This window comes from Flavobacterium quisquiliarum, from assembly GCF_019308285.1.
Classification (GTDB): domain Bacteria; phylum Bacteroidota; class Bacteroidia; order Flavobacteriales; family Flavobacteriaceae; genus Flavobacterium; species Flavobacterium quisquiliarum.
Genome location: NZ_WWEM01000016.1, coordinates 1 through 16,387, shown reverse-complemented (window position 1 = coordinate 16,387; position 16,387 = coordinate 1). Strand labels below are relative to the sequence as shown.

At 36.4% G+C, this 16,387-nt stretch carries 10 protein-coding genes and 2 rRNA genes; 1 reads left to right on the top strand and 11 read right to left on the bottom strand.

Annotated elements, in window-relative coordinates; translation table 11 throughout:
• From GSY47_RS06250 to GSY47_RS06210, 9 genes are all read right to left on the bottom strand, one after another.
• Window positions 1–1,035 (bottom strand): glycoside hydrolase family 43 protein, encoded by a 1,035-nt coding sequence (locus tag GSY47_RS06250; RefSeq protein ID WP_179002506.1) that lies wholly within the window; start codon window positions 1,033–1,035, stop codon window positions 1–3.
• A gap of 23 nt (window positions 1,036–1,058) precedes the next feature.
• Window positions 1,059–2,492 carry an MFS transporter gene (locus GSY47_RS06245; protein ID WP_179002507.1) on the bottom strand — a complete coding sequence of 478 codons (1,434 nt, stop codon included), beginning with the start codon at window positions 2,490–2,492 and terminating at the stop codon, window positions 1,059–1,061.
• 262 nt (window positions 2,493–2,754) lie between these two features.
• Entirely contained in the window at window positions 2,755–3,864 is a 1,110-nt protein-coding gene (locus GSY47_RS06240; protein ID WP_179002508.1) for an endo-1,4-beta-xylanase, read from the bottom strand.
• Window positions 3,865–4,031: 167 nt separating this feature from the next.
• Window positions 4,032–6,902 carry a glycosyl hydrolase 115 family protein gene (locus GSY47_RS06235; RefSeq protein WP_179002509.1) on the bottom strand — a complete coding sequence of 957 codons (2,871 nt, stop codon included), beginning with the start codon at window positions 6,900–6,902 and terminating at the stop codon, window positions 4,032–4,034.
• Window positions 6,903–7,055: 153 nt separating this feature from the next.
• Complete coding sequence (gene uxuA / locus GSY47_RS06230; protein ID WP_218651389.1) at window positions 7,056–8,219, bottom strand: mannonate dehydratase; 1,164 nt, start codon at window positions 8,217–8,219, stop codon at window positions 7,056–7,058.
• A 184-nt stretch (window positions 8,220–8,403) separates the two neighbouring features.
• Complete coding sequence (locus GSY47_RS06225; protein WP_179002511.1) at window positions 8,404–9,141, bottom strand: SDR family NAD(P)-dependent oxidoreductase; 738 nt, start codon at window positions 9,139–9,141, stop codon at window positions 8,404–8,406.
• A 166-nt stretch (window positions 9,142–9,307) separates the two neighbouring features.
• Window positions 9,308–11,461 (bottom strand): alpha-glucuronidase family glycosyl hydrolase, encoded by a 2,154-nt coding sequence (locus GSY47_RS06220; protein WP_179002512.1) that lies wholly within the window; start codon window positions 11,459–11,461, stop codon window positions 9,308–9,310.
• A 282-nt stretch (window positions 11,462–11,743) separates the two neighbouring features.
• Entirely contained in the window at window positions 11,744–12,772 is a 1,029-nt protein-coding gene (locus GSY47_RS06215) for a LacI family DNA-binding transcriptional regulator (protein ID WP_179002513.1), read from the bottom strand.
• Window positions 12,773–12,857: 85 nt separating this feature from the next.
• Complete coding sequence (locus tag GSY47_RS06210) at window positions 12,858–13,304, bottom strand: PepSY-like domain-containing protein (RefSeq protein WP_179002514.1); 447 nt, start codon at window positions 13,302–13,304, stop codon at window positions 12,858–12,860.
• Between the two features lie 180 nt (window positions 13,305–13,484).
• On the opposite strand from GSY47_RS06210, the gene GSY47_RS06205 reads away from it, so the two are divergent.
• Window positions 13,485–14,501: a proline iminopeptidase-family hydrolase gene (locus tag GSY47_RS06205; protein ID WP_179002515.1), complete on the top strand. Its 1,017-nt coding sequence runs from the start codon at window positions 13,485–13,487 to the stop codon at window positions 14,499–14,501.
• 219 nt (window positions 14,502–14,720) lie between these two features.
• Here GSY47_RS06205 and rrf read toward each other — a convergent pair.
• Window positions 14,721–14,830, bottom strand: a 5S ribosomal RNA gene (gene rrf, locus GSY47_RS06200).
• A 142-nt stretch (window positions 14,831–14,972) separates the two neighbouring features.
• Window positions 14,973–16,387: ribosomal RNA gene (locus GSY47_RS06195) — 23S ribosomal RNA — on the bottom strand; the annotation flags it as partial.

Sequence of the window (16,387 nt, the reverse complement as noted above, 5' to 3'; positions counted from 1 at the left end):
TTAATCAAATAATCTTCTAATTCCGTATGGATCAATTGTTACTATGGAACCATCGTCAAGATAATCGATTTTGGTTACTTTCATGCTTCTTAAATGTGTTACGCCTTTTGACAAACTCGAATCGTGGTAAAACAAATACCATTCTCCTTCTACTTCACAAATAGAATGGTGCGAAGTCCAGCCTACAACGGGATTCAAAATTCTTCCCTGATACGTAAACGGTCCATACGGATTGTCACCAATAGCGTAACAGATAAAATGTGTATCGCCTGTCGAATAGGAGAAATAGTATTTTCCGTTGTATTTGTGAACCCAAGAAGCTTCAAAAAAACGACGGTCGTTATCGCTTGCCAAAATCACTTTTCCGTTTTCATCCAGAATCTGGATTTCTTTTGGTTCTTCTGCAAATTCCAGCATATCATCGCGAAGCATAGCTACGATTGGCCCTAAAGCAGGTTCATTTCCAAACGGTTCTTCGTTATTGGAATCGTATACATTATTTCGGTATTTCTGAAGCTGTCCGCCCCAAATACCTCCAAAATAGATATAATGTTTTCCGTCTTCGTCTTCAAAGACAGCGGGATCGATACTGTAACTCCCTCTTATAGCATCCGGCTGAGGTATAAACGGGCCTTCCGGTGTATCGCCTATTGCCACTCCAATCTGGAAAATTCCATTGGCACGTTTGGCTGGAAAATACAAATAGTACTTTCCGTTTTTATGTCCAGCATCGGGTGCCCACATTTGTTTTTCGGCCCAAGCCACATCATCAACATGAAGCGCTACTCCGTTATCCACAACTTCTGATGATATCGTGTCCATCGAAAAAACGTGATAATCTTCCATCCCAAAATGATCGCCGTTATCGTTAAACGGAATTCCAGCATCTATATCATGCGACGGATAAATGTAAATCTTCCCATTGAATACATGCGCCGAAGGATCGGCTGTATACATATGAGATACTAATGGCTTTGAAATCGCCAAATCATTAATTTCCTCAAAATTAATGTGTTCAATGCTATCTTCAGGCATAGTGGTATCTTTGTTTTAAATAATTAAGTTCTTCTTTGTTTAAGTTCTGTTTCAATTTGCACTTCCATCGCTTTGTCGATTTTATAGAAAAACAGCAATCCAACTCCAATCAAAAAAGGGATTGCAGGGAAAATACTAACCAATAATTTAATTCCATTTATAGCTGTTTCCGACTGCTGAGGTGTATTTGGGACATAATGAAAATAGCCCAGGAATAATGTCGTTAAAGCACCTCCAATGCTTAATCCGCTTTTCAAACCTACCATCATTGCTGAAAAAATAATTGCTGTCGCTCTTCGATTATTAAGCCATTCTGAATAATCGGCAACATCGGCAATCATTGCCCATAAAATTGGGATTGTGATTCCGTAGAAAAATCCGTGCAGTATTTGAGAGAAAAATATCAATCCGATTGATGCTGGCGGATAGAAATAAAAAGCGATGATAAACAGTGTCGAAATGAATAAAAACAATCTGAATATGTTTCGTTTTCCGTATTTATCAGCCAAGTTTTTAGACAACGTAATTCCGACAATCATAAAGATAATTCCGCCCGCATTAAAGAGTCCGAAACCTGCAGAAACAGGATCATTCCCAAAATGATTCAATCCGATATTGGTTAAAAAATCCAATATAGGCTGAATAAAAACGGCTAATTGCTCTTTATCTACATAATTCTCAAAATAATACACATACGAACCGCCTTTCATAGCCAAAGTCACAAAAACCAAAGTTGTCAGCGAAAGCATAATAATCCAAGGTCTGTTTTTAATCAAATCACTCAAATCTTCTTTTACGCTTGACTTTTGTTCTGGTTTTGGAATAATTCTTTCTTTAGTCGTTAAAAAAGTAATTAAAAGCATGATCGTTCCGATAATCGCCAAAGCGGTCATTACTTTTTCAATCCCGATTGCTTTATCTCCGTTTCCAGCGCTTTTGATAATACCAAGCATAAAAACCTGAACGAAAAACTGTGCAAACATTACCGCAACAAACCGATACGATGACATACTGTTTCGTTCTTTCATATCGCCCGTAATTACTCCGCTTAAAGCAGAATATGGCAGATTGTTTCCAGCATAAAAAAGAAGCAGTAAAGTATACGTTACAACGGCATAAATTACTTTTCCTTTATAAGAGAAATCAGGAGTTGAAAAGGCTAATAATGCCACTACACCAAGCGGAATTGCGGTCAATAAAATCCAAGGTCTGAACTTTCCCCATCTCGTACTGGTTCTGTCTGCCAAGACCCCAATAATCGGATTGAAAATAAAAGCTGCAACCAATCCTACAATCAGCATGATGATGGAAGAATCTGTTGGTGATAATCCGTAAATATCGGTGTAGAAATACGCCAGATAGGTCATCAAAGTCTGAAAAACTAAATTGGCAGCTAAATCTCCTAAGCTGTATCCAATTTTTTCTTTGATGGATAATTTTTGTGAAATGTTACTCATTGGTGGTTTTGTGGTTAGTTAGTCCCGATCCTGCAAGGTTTTCAAAACCTTTGAGGTTTCAGTTGTTTTTTATACAATTTTAAAATCCATACCTACAAGGTTTTGAAAACCTTGCAGGAAAGCGAATTACAACTAAAACAATCGGTTGTGTAAAATTAGACAAAAAAACATATTATGCAAATTTAGTTTACTTTATTTAAGTTATTTTTCATTTCACAACCGATTGTTGATTAATTCATCAAGCTTAAGCTATTTCGACTGCTTATTCTTTAGTTTCTTTCAACTTTAAGATGCTGTCGTAAGCTGGTTTATGTTTTAATTCCTTGTCAAACGGAAGCGGGTAATTGGTTCTTCCTTTTATCGGCCAATCGTTTAGCCAGGATTGACCGTCATGAACGCCCCAAAACGTAACTCTGCTAATTTTGTCTTTATGCTTTAAAAATAATTTAAAAATCGATGCATAACGTTCTGCTAATTGTGTCTGAACGGAATCAGGTAATTTTTCCGGAAATGGATTCATTTTAGGATTCCCTTCAAATTTCTGATTTACGTCTGCTCCCTTTAAATCCCATGGATTTGGCAAAACGGTGATGTCCAATTCTGTAAACGCTACTTTGATTCCTAAAGCCGAATATTCTAAAATACTTTTTTCAATTTCTTCTATCGAAGGACTTTGCAATCGCCAGTGTCCCTGAATTCCGACTCCGTCCACTTTTCCGCCTTCAGCTTTTATTTTTTTGATTAAAGCAATTGCTCCTGCTCTTTTTGCTGGTTCTTCGATATTATAATCATTGTAATATAACTGCGCTTTTGGATCGGCTTTTTCTGCCAGTTTGAAAGCATCAACCAAATATTTCTCACCAAGTGTATTCAAAAAAACTGATTTTCTCAAAGTTCCATCGTCATTTAAAGCTTCGTTGACAACATCCCAAGAATTGATTCTGTCTTTGTATTTAGAAACGATGGTTGTAATATGATCTTTCATAAAAGCTTTCATTTCTGTACTGTCGGCAATTTTCTCCATCCAAGGCGCCAACTGACTGTGCCAGATTAAAGTATGTCCATGAACAAACATTTTATTCTTCTCACCATATGCCACGAATTTATCAGACAAAGCAAAATCATATTTGTCCTTCTGCGGATGCATGTACATAGATTTCATAATATTCTCGGCAGTAATCGCATTAAACTCTTTTTTAATCAATGAATCTTCTTTTGTATTTTTTTCTTGAATTTGGTCTGCGCTTAAAGCCGTTCCGATATAAAAATCGTTTTTATAGGCGTCTTTTAACGACAGCGTTTCTTTTTTCGAAGAACAGCTTACCAGTAGTAACGTTGCCACGGCAAACACATAAGGATTAATAAATTTCATATATTTTGGTTTTAATAGTTAATAGTTTTTCTTTCTCAATCTTGTCATTTCGACGGAGGAGAAATCACACTCGGGATTCGACAAAGATTGGCAACATTCTGCGCGGAGTTTCGAGTGTGATTCCTCGTTCCTCGGAATGACAAACAGCATGGATTATCTCCTTTAGATTATTCCTTCCTAAAACTCTCTGGCGGTCCTAAATACGACTCTAAAACTTTTCCTTCTTGTGTTTCAATTACAATTTTCTGAAGTACCAAAGCCGGATCAACAGCATAAATTTTCAAAACATGATTTCCTGATTTTTCAATTTGATGTTCCGATGTTATGATTTTAATATTATTCGCAACAGATTCTGCCCAGGCTTTTTCTGAAGCATCTTCGTTGAGGTTCATGATTTGCGGTTTCTCATTGTCAAAAGCAATTCCGTATTTTAATCCGCCGCCTTTTTTAAAATTGATTGTTGGCGAAAAATAGGCTTTAACTTTTATCTTTCCTTTACTAAAAAAATGAACATTGTACTCTAATCTTGGGGATTGTTCTGAAATTTCAATCGACTTAATATTCGAAGGTTTTAAAGTTACTCCAGATGCTGTTTTTCCAAGATTTGGAATTGTTGTCCATTTTATTGAATCAGAATTTATTGCTTTTGAATAATTCTGAGCTTCTATCGAAATGTAACCGTTGTTTTCAGCAAAGCCATGAACTTTATCAGCTTTAATATTATTAGTTCTTAATTGAATAATAAATTTCTGATAATTAGCAACAACTATAAATTGACTCTTAGTTATTCCTTTTGGAGCTTTTTTCCAATCAATATTTACTAAAATTCTTTGTTCTGTATCAACTATACCCTCAGATTGAGAAAACTGAATCCAATTATGATCGCAAAAAATTTTAAATGTATATTTTTTTATTCCAGAATTTAATAAATCGATGTATGATGTATTATTTTCTAATGATGAAAAATCCACCAAATCTATTTTATTTTTAAGAACTCCATCAAAAGACTCTTCTTTTCCTTCAACAGCAATTCTCTGATTTACTGCTGTACTATGAAAAAGATATCTCGTGCCTGGAATCACATTTTTATCCGGCTGTTGCCAATTATCATAACCAATATGCGTCTGCGACATCATATGATTCCATTTACCATTGGCTAATTGCGTATGATAATAATTCGTGAGCTCGGCATCTTTTTCAAATAACTCTTTCACTTTTTCTTTGTATTCATTTGCAGAAAGTCGCCACTGTTCTGAGTATAAATAATTTTTAGCCTGTGCCACATACAATTCGTTTAAATTGGCGCTTGCCAAAACAGGAAACAAAACCAGTTGATAAAAAGCATCTTTGTATTCTGGTTTTAATTTTTCATTTATAATTGTAGCCAATTTGACCAATTTTTGATAATCGGCTATAACCTCGTCTGCTTCATTATAATTAGTGACACTATAGGTTTTACGATCTAATAATTCAGGTTTTCTTCGGGAATTGTATTTTGTATATAATTTTAAAATCTGAGCGATTTCACCTGTAAACTGATTATCAAAATTCTCTTTAGCCCAATCTACATAATACTGTTCTAAATTCTCAGCATTGAACTTTTCAGGATTCCACGCCATGTCTAAGAAAAACTCAGTCGGAAATTCCATTGGTTTGATGTCGCCCACATTTACAATCCAGATTTTATCGACACCATATTGATAAGCCAAATCCATTTGTTCCCAAACTCTTTCAATTTGATTGGTGTTAATCCATTTGTAATTTCTTGGTCCGCCCACATAATCGTAATGATAATAAATACCGTAACCGCCTTTTCTAGGTTTCGAATTCAGTTCCGGAAGTTTGCGGATATTTCCCCAGTTATCATCACACAATAAAAGCGTGATATCATCAGGAACGGCCATGTCCTTGTCATAATAATCCTGAACTTCTTTGTAAAGCGCCCACATTTGGGGCGTTTCTTCCGCTGGTTTTTTCGTAACTTCTGAAATGATATTTCGTTGCGTTTTCACTATATTTTCTAATAATTCAATCGCAGTTCCTTCAGTCATCGGTTCGTCGCCGTCACCGCGCATTCCAACGGTAACGATGGTTTCTTTGTTTCCCATTCGTTTAATTCCGTCTTTCCAGAATTGAATTAAAGCTTCTGAATTGGTGTTAAAATCCCATTTCCCTTTTTCTTTTCCCCATTCAGCGTGTGCTCTTGTCAACGGTTCGTGATGCGAAGTTCCCATTACGATTCCGTATTCATCGGCCAAAACTGCGTTCTGCGGATCTTCAACATAAAACATTCTGCCCCACATGGCCGGCCATAAATAGTTGCCTTTCATTCGCAGAATCAATTCAAAAACTTTGTCATAAAATTTCGAATTGAATCCGCCGAATTTCTCAAAAGCCCATCCAGATAAAGCCGGAGCTTCATCATTTATAAAAATTCCTCTGTATTTTACTTTGGGTTCTCCCTGCGAATGAATTCCAGGTAAAACATGCAATTCTGATTGTTTTTTAACGGGAACATCTGCCCAGTAATACCAAGGCGAAACGCCAATTTGATTAGACAAATCATAGATTCCGTAAATCGTTCCGCGTTTGTCTGAACCCGCAATTACCAATGCTTTCCTGATTCCTTTAAATGGATTTTCAACTATCTGTGTGGTAAATTTTTCCCATTTTCCCTTAAGCTGATTGGCATCAATTTTTCCTTCTTTGGCTAATTGATCGATGATTTCATTTTTTCCGAGTGTTCCTATAATGACAACAAAATCTTCTGCCTCCGAAATCTTTTTTATTCTCTTCGAATGTAAATCAGAAACTTTAAAAAGATCGTTTTCTAAATGTCCTGTTACTTTTAAAACTCCTGCATGATCTCTATCGTCAACCAAAATTGAAGCTATTTTTCCTTTTGAAACTAACGGAAAATTTTCACTAGAAGCCTGATGAACTACATATTTCTCTGGATTTATGGCATACGAATTTGTTCTTAATCCGATTAGGAGAAGTGATAAGATTATGTATGTTATTTTAGTTTTTAAACACATAGATCATAGATTTTCGTCAGTTTTGTCATTTCGACCGAAGGGAGAAATCACACTCGGTAATCGACAAAAATTGGCGACATTCTATGTGGAATTTCTTGTGTGATTTCTCCCTTCGGTCGAAATGACAAATGATACATATTATTTTAAAAATAATTACAAATTCAATTTATACCCAATTCCCATTTCCAAACCTCGTAACTCTGCCAAACCTTTTAATCTTCCAGTCAACGAATAACCAGGATATGTTTCGGTTTCTTCATCAACTCTATGCAGAAAACCATGATCTGGGCGCATTGGCAGGCTTGTTTTGGTTTTATGCATTAATAACAATAATTTCTCAACAATGACTTCCATTTTGACATCACCGTTTAAATGCTCTGATTCCCTAAAAATAGTTTCGCTTTCGCGGATGGTATTTCTAAGATGTAAAAAGTGAATTCGGTCTCCGAAATCGTCTATTATTTTTTCCAAATTGTTCTTTGGATCGGCGCTTAATGAACCTGTACAATAACATAATCCGTTAGCTATTGATGGAACGGCATCAAAAATCGCTTTCAAATCTTCTTCAGTTGAAACAATTCTCGGAAGTCCTAAAACCGAAAACGGTGGATCATCGGGATGAATCGCTAATTTTTGTTGGTTTTTCTCCACAATCGGAGTTACTTCTGATAAAAAATAAATCAGGTTTTCTCTTAATTTTTGATTGTCGATTTCGGCATAATTTTCTAAAAGAGACAAAATCTGTTCTGCCGTAAAATTGATTTTACTTCCCGGCAATCCCAACAAAACATTTTTAAATAATAATGCTTTTTCATCTTCCAATAATTGATTTCCGAATTGTAACGCTTTTTCTTTTTCAGTATCAGAATAATCGTTTTCAGAATTAGGTCTTTTCAAAAGAAAAACATCAAAAAAAGTAAACGCATCCTGATTGTACAGCAAAGCTTTGCTTCCGTCTTCGTTTATAAAATCATGATTCGTTCTAACCCAATCCAGAATCGGCATGAAATTATAGGTTATAATTTTGATGCCGCACTCCGCCAGATTTTGCAGACTGATTTTATAATTTTCAATATATTGCTGATAATTTCCCGAAGCTCGTTTGATTTCTTCATGAACAGGAAGACTTTCAACCACAGTCCATTCCAATCCATAATTGCGAATGATTTCCTGTCTTTCTTTTATGGCTTCAACAGTCCAGATTTCACCAACGGGAATTTGATGCAATGCGGTTACAATTCCCTTTGCACCTGCTTGTCGAATGTCTATTAATTTGACGTTATCGTTTGGCCCGAACCATCGCATGGTTTGTTGCATTTTTATCATACTTCTCTTCTGCAAAAATTAATTAAACACATAGAAACATAGATTTATATTTAGCTCAAAAAAAGATTAAAGAAAGAAACTAGTTTCTCACACATAGCTATGTGCATTAATGCAAGTGAAACGCCTTTGCAGACAAAGTAAAACTATGTTTCTATGTGTTTAAAATATTTAAAAATTAAAACCCTATACTGTTTCCGCCATCAACTGGCAAAACTGTACCTGTAGTATATTTTGATTCGCTTAAAGCGAAATAATAAACCGCATCTGCAATATCTGATGGTTCTCCCAAATAGCCCATTGGCGTTCTTCCCAATACTTTATTTTTTCTTTCCGGATCGTTATCAAGTGCTGTTGATGACATTTTGGTTTTAATAAATCCCGGAGCAATACAATTGGCACGAATACCAAACTGAGCTAATTCAACCGCCATAGCACGAGTCATCGCTTCGATTGCGCCTTTACTTGATGAATAGGCAATTACTTTTGGAATTCCGTATTGTGATGCCATCGAACTGATGTTGACAATGCTTCCACCTCCGTTTGCTTTCATATTTTTTACAACCTCTCGGCTCACAGCAAAAACACTTAAAAGATTGGTGTGAATGATTGATAAAAAATCTTCATCACTTACATCTGCAAATTCCTTTTTCATATTGATTCCCGCATTATTAACCAAAATATCAATCGGATTATCTTTTGTGATGCTTTCAATCAAGGCAGGAATTCCGGCCAAATCATTCAAATCGAAGATTACCGGAATAGCATTTTCGCCAATTTCCTTGCAGGCATCTTCTGTTTTTTCTTTTGATCTTCCTATTATGTAAGTTGTGATTCCGTTATCACAAAGTTTTTTTGCTGTTGCAAATCCTAAACCCGAATTTCCTCCGGTTACTATTGCCGATTTTTTGCTCATAATTTTAAAAATATATTTATTCGTACGCTGATGAAACGGATTCGCTATCGCGAAAACGCTGATTTACACGGATTTTTTTATTTATATTTTTATTCAAAAAATCTGTTTTTTTCCGTGTCTTCGCGATAGCGAATCCGTCTAATCCGCGTCACATTTACTCAATTTATTACCCATTTCCCGGCGCAAAAGGAAATTTTAATGATTTAAAATAATCTAATGTTTGTGTTGGTTTTTCAACTCCAGCAGAAAGCTCTTTTCCTGAAAACTGCTGAAAATACAATAAACAGGCATCGCGCCACCATTTTGCCTCTTTGTGCTGAATTTCTAATAACATTTGAACTTCGTTAAAACGTTCGCTGTCGATATATTTTTCTGCTTGATTCCAAACATTCTGCATTGTTGCCACTTGATTTACGCCTTCTTGATATTTTAGCGCCAAACCATTCCAAAGTGTTTGACCATTTTTCAGTTTATAATCCCATGAAACGTGATGAAACCATAATAAATCTTTCTCTGGACAAGTTTCTAAGTTATCAAAAAGTTTTTCGACTTCTGTTGCATATTGTGCAGTTGCATTAGTTCCTGTTTTTGATCGGTCGAAACCAATTCCGTTTTTGCCCGCTTTATGATAATAGGTCGGATTCCATTCTGGTCTTGATAAATTGGAAACCCAAGGTCCTGGTCCGTAATGATGTCCTGTATCCATAATATGATGCAAACCCAACGGAGTCATATAATTGACAACAGCTTCACGAGATTCTATCATGATCTTTTTGACGGGTTTTATAAAATTTTCATCGTTAGAAAAAGTGCTTCTTAACCATTCGTCAGCAATGGTTTCCGAATCCAAATACGGATTCCATGCCAGTCTTCCGAAACCATACCAATTAGCCTGCGCAAAAGGATGTCCTGTCCAGTTTAAATCGTTGCCGATATTGGCAACGCCGGCAATTCCCGTTAGTTTATTTTGATATAAAGTGCCGTCAACGACTTTGGCAACTGTCGAGCCTTTTCCCTTTTGATACGTATCAGCTTCTAAAACTTCCTGAAATAATTTAGGCAGAAAAACCAAATGCGTGCTGAAACCCAAATATTCCTGCGTAATTTGAAATTCCATCATGATAGGCGTTTTTGGCATCGCTCCAAATAATGGATGAAATGGTTCTCTAGGCTGAAAATCAATCGCCCCGTTTTTTACCTGAACGATTACATTCTCTTTAAATTTTCCGTCGTACGGTTGAAATTCAGCATAAGCCTGTTTAGCCCGATCATTGGCATCATGTTCAGAATATACAAAGGCTCTCCACATAATTACACCACCAAAAGGTGCAACGGCATCAGCAAGCATATTTGCTCCATCAACATGATCTCTGCCATAATTTTGAGGACCAGGCTGACCTTCAGAATTGGCTTTTACTAAAAACCCACCAAAATCTGGGATTCGTTTATAGATTTCAGCCGACTTATTTTTCCACCAATTAATAACTTCAGGATCTTTTGGATCAGCAGTTTTTAAATTTCCGATTTCAATTGGTGCCGAAAATCTTGCGGTTAAATAGACTTTTATTCCGTAAGGCCTGAAAACATTAGCTAAAGCTTCTACTTTTTCTAAATACTGCGGAGTGAGAATTAAGGCGTTTGCATTTACATTGGTTAAAACTGTGCCGTTAATTCCGATTGAGGCATTCGCTCTGGCGTAATCAATATAACGCTGGTCTATAAAATCTGGAAGTTTCTGCCAGTTCCATAACGAAAATCCAGCATAACCACGTTCTACCGTTCTGTCAAGATTGTCCCAATGATTTAAGATTCTGATATTTGTTTTTGGAGAATCAGTAATATGTAAATTTTTAACTGATTTATTGGTTTGCAAAATTCTCAAGAAATGAAAAACTCCATATAAAACAGCAACATCGTTTTTTCCTGTAATAACAATTTGTCTTTTATTTTTAAGTGAAATAGATTTAATGATAAAACCTTCATTATTTATTTTATCAAAATCAGATCGCAATTCTTTTTTGATTTCAGCATTTAAATTCGACTGTGAACCAACGATAAGATTGTTCTCTCCTTTTATATCTGATTTAATTTCAGGTATATTTCCTAACATATCCAAAAATCCTGTTTTGAGTTCTTTTTCAGCAATTCTAATGGTTTCTGAATTTCCCAAAACAACAACGCCTTTAAGATTGTTTTTGTATTCTAAAACTACTGTTGAATCCGCAACTGTATTATACTGCATCCACAATTTATAATCTTTTTGTGCCGAAGCTGAAAAGAAAATTAGAAGAAACAGAAAAACAAATCTTAATGAGGTCATTGGCTTAAATTTATTCTTTAAAAACATATTTTAGAAAGAATCAGCATTTTATTCACAATTAAAAGCATTTAATAAAATTTTAATTTAAAAAATACATTATTCCAAATAAAACAACAATTGCAATCGGTTGCGTAAAAATATAGGATTGTTGTTTAAGAAAAAAATTTTGACTGTCTTTTTTTTCGAAAAAATTATTTCTATAACAAATTAAAGCAGGATAATTATAAAAACTATCCTGCTTTAACGGGGTTGAATTTTATATGTAAAAATCCTATTTTGAATTTATTTTTGAGATGATTCCCTTGCTAATACTTCAGTATTTAAGAATGTAATTTCTTTAGCATCATCATTTTTTGATGATTTTAAGTTTTTGATAATAATTTCTGCAGCTGCTTTTCCCATTTTTTCAGCGGGATGTGTGATAGTCGATAAATTGGGGTCAATAATTTGTGAAATCGGGTCATTATTAAAACCAATTACTTTAAATTCTTCAGGCACTTTTATACCTCGCTTTTTTGCAGTTTGAACGGCACTTACAGCCAAGATATCCCCAGGTGCAAACAAGCCATCTGGAATTGGGTTTAAGTCAAACAAAGCATTGCTAGCCTTTACACCGTCTTCGTAGGTAACAGAATTTAGATTAATAATCAATTCCTCTTCTACTTCAATGTTATGATCTTTTAAGGCTTCAATATAACCTCTCTTTCTTTCATTATACAAGTTACCTAATTCTGAACCAGCAGTTAAATGTGCAATACGAATACATCCTTGTTCAATAAGATGCTTGGTTGCTTTGTAACCTGCTGTATAATTATCGATTACTACTCTGAAAGTATTATACTCTTTCGGAACCCTGTCAACAAAAACCAAAGGAATATTATTGTTTGAAAACTGATGAAAATGTGCCGTATCTCTGGTTTCCATGGCCAGAGAGCAAATAACACCGCTCACACGATTGCTGTACAGAGATTTAGCCATATTAACTTCTTCTTCATACGAGTCATGCGACTGCATAATGATAACCGTATAATCCGATTTTTGGGCTGTAATTTCGATTCCACTGATTAATGAAGATAAAAAGGGCTGTGTAACGGTTGGGATTAAAACACCAATAGTTCTGGTTTTGTTCCCGCGTAAACCAGCTGCTAAAGTATTAGGAACAAATCCCATTTCTTCGGCGGTTTTTTTCACTTTCTTAATCGTCTTATCACTAATGGTATGATGGTCTTTTAAAGCTCGTGAAATAGTAGATGTTGCCAAATTTAATCTCTCGGCAATATCGTATATCGTTACATGTTTATTTTCTTCCATGAAATAAAAAATAAAAATGTAAATATAAACTATTTTCGTTCAAGATGTCCTCTTACCAGATTTCGTCTAAAATAAAATTTGCAGTCTAATTTTTGACATTATTCTTTTTGTCTTTTAAAATTTTACCGTCTTTTGTAAATTCCAAATCAATTTTATTCGTCAAATCAACATCCAGATCTTTGTGCCCATAGTCGATGTGCGTTATTTTTTCATTCGGATGATTTTTAGCTACGTAAGCTTTAATATTAGCAGGTATAAAATCCGTCGGAATTGGGTTATCTCCGCCGTCCACTTCACGGTACGAACCGTCTTTCCAAAACTCTACTTCTGTTCCGTCTTTCAGTTTAACTTCATAGCCTTTTTCTCCGTGTTCGGGATCCTTTTGCGCTTTCACCACTGTAGTATGGCTAAAATGTTTCTTTAAAAATTCTTGTGCTGGTTTTGGCAATTCGGTTACTTCAATTTTCTTCTGTGCACTGGCCGAAATTGTTAAGATTAACAATATCATGGCTAAAAATATCTTCGTTTTCATAATTCGTTACTTTACAATATAGCATTACTAATTTACTACTTCAAAAAATGCATTCAAATTAATTTAAGAAACATTTAGTTTTTCAGAAACATCACAAACAATTAATTCACAAACACTTAAATTAATATTTCACGTGTAACTATAATTCGTAAATTAGTAGAAATCCTTAAAACTAAACCTATGCGTACAATTATTGCTCTCTCGGCTTTTTTTCTTTTAACCTCTTGTAAAAAGGAAAGCAACACAAATATTTTATCAGATTATTTTACTTATGATAAAGATAAAGTAGAAACAGCCGGAGTAAAAATGATTCCTATAAAAACACCTGCTGGCGAATTTAAAGTCTGGACTAAACGGTTTGGCAATAATCCGAAAATTAAAGTTTTACTCTTACATGGAGGTCCCGCAATGACTCATGAATACATGGAATGCTTTGAAACCTTTTTCCAACGTGAAGGATTCGAATTTTACGAATATGACCAATTAGGTTCTTATTATAGTGATCAACCGAAAGATAGTAGTCTATGGACAATTGAGCGTTTTGTTGATGAGGTTGAGCAAGTTAGAAAAGCCATTAATGCTGATAAAGATAATTTCTATGTTTTAGGTAATTCATGGGGCGGGATTCTGGCAATGGAATATGCTCTAAAATATCAGCAATATATGAAAGGATTATTGGTGGCAAATATGATGGCAAGTGCTCCAGAATATGGAAAATATGCTGATGAGGTATTAGCCAAGCAAATGAAACCGGAAGTTCTTAAAGAAATACGAGATTTAGAAGCAAAAAAAGACTTCAGCAATCCAAGATATATGGAATTACTAATTCCTAATTTTTATAAAGAGCATTTATGCCGTTTAGAAGAATGGCCAGACGGTTTAAATAGAGCCAGCAAACATGCAAACGGAGAAGTTTACACTCTAATGCAAGGTCCAAGCGAATTCGGAATCAGTGGAAGATTAGCAAAATGGGACATCAAAAACCGACTGCACGAAATCATTGTCCCAACTCTTATGATTGGTGCCAAATATGACACTATGGATCCAAAAGCAATGGAAGAACAAAGCAAATTAGTCAAAAATGGAAGCTATTTATACTGCCCAAACGGAAGTCATTTAGCCATGTGGGATGACCAAAAAGTTTTTATGAATGGAGTAATTAAGTTTATTAATGATGTTGATGATAAAAAAATATAAATTAAAAATAACTAAAAACCAACATCATAAATATTATATCGTCTCCCTGCTGTCCGGGCTGTCTGCTGTATCTTTTGTTTTTTAAAGAAAAAAAAAAAAAGGATGCCGCTTCCATCCCTGACGCATCAGGGTTAAGAGAGCCTTTTTTTGATTTCAGGCTTAAAACAAAACATTTATAAAACAAAAAACCCTGTTTCTTACGAAACAGGGTTTTCAAAAGAAAGGCGACGACATACTCTCCCACAATAATGCAGTACCATCTGCGCAGGCGGGCTTAACTTCTCTGTTCGGGATGGGAAGAGGTGAGCCCCGCCGCAATAACCACCTTAAGGTCATTCGCTGCAAGCAGCTTTGCAGTTAATTAAAAATCAAATAACTGCAGCAATATCTTAACATACTGGGATAAAGAAACATAAGTTTTTAAGAAAGTTCCTTCCTCCTCCCGTCTGGGACGGGAGAAGGAAAAGTTTTGTACATAAGCTTACGGATTATTAGTACTACTCGACTATGACATTACTGCCTTTACATCTGTAGCCTATCAACGTGGTCATCTTCCACGATCCTTAAAAGAAATCTCATCTTGTGGTGGGTTTCGCGCTTATATGCTTTCAGCGCTTATCCCTTCCAAACGTAGCTACTCTGCGGTGCCCCTGGCGGGACAACAGATACACCAGCGGTTTGTCCAATTCGGTCCTCTCGTACTAGAATCAGATCCACTCAAATTTCTAACGCCCGCAGTAGATAGAGACCGAACTGTCTCACGACGTTCTGAACCCAGCTCGCGTGCCACTTTAATGGGCGAACAGCCCAACCCTTGGGACCTTCTCCAGCCCCAGGATGTGACGAGCCGACATCGAGGTGCCAAACCCCCCCGTCGATATGAGCTCTTGGGGGAGATCAGCCTGTTATCCCCGGCGTACCTTTTATCCTTTGAGCGATGGCCCTTCCATGCGGAACCACCGGATCACTATGCTCTACTTTCGTACCTGATCGACCTGTATGTCTCTCAGTCAAGCTCCCTTATGCCATTGCACTCTACGCACGGTTACCAAGCGTACTGAGGGAACCTTTAGAAGCCTCCGTTACTCTTTTGGAGGCGACCACCCCAGTCAAACTACCCACCAAGCAATGTCCCCCGATACTCGGGGTTAGGCCTCAGATAAACAAAGGGTTGTATTTCAACAATGACTCCAAAGCGCCTGGCGACGCCCCTTCAAAGTCTCCAACCTATCCTACACATCATTTATCCAAGGTCAATACTAAGCTATAGTAAAGGTGCACAGGGTCTTTTCGTCCCACTGCGGGTAAACGGCATCTTCACCGTTACTACAATTTCACCGAGCTCATGGCTGAGACAGTGTCCAGATCGTTACACCATTCGTGCAGGTCGGAACTTACCCGACAAGGAATTTCGCTACCTTAGGACCGTTATAGTTACGGCCGCCGTTTACTGGGGCTTCAATTCAATGCTTCTCCGAAGATAACATCTCCTCTTAACCTTCCAGCACCGGGCAGGTGTCAGGCCCTATACTTCATCTTGCGATTTTGCAGAGCCCTGTGTTTTTGATAAACAGTCGCCTGGACCTCTTCACTGCGGCCCCCATTGCTGGGGGCGACCTTTCTCCCGAAGTTACAGGTCTATTTTGCCTAATTCCTTAGCCATGAATCTCTCGAGCACCTTAGGATTCTCTCCTCAACTACCTGTGTCGGTTTACGGTACTGGTTCTCATTGCCTGAAGTTTAGAGGTTTTTCTTGGAAGCCCTTAGGCGCACTATCTCTTTGTCCGAAGACTCCGAGTACTATCGTATTTCACCATGTTTTACGGATTTGCCTATAAAACATATAGCTAGGTACTTCAACGAACTATTCCGTCAGTTCGCGGCGC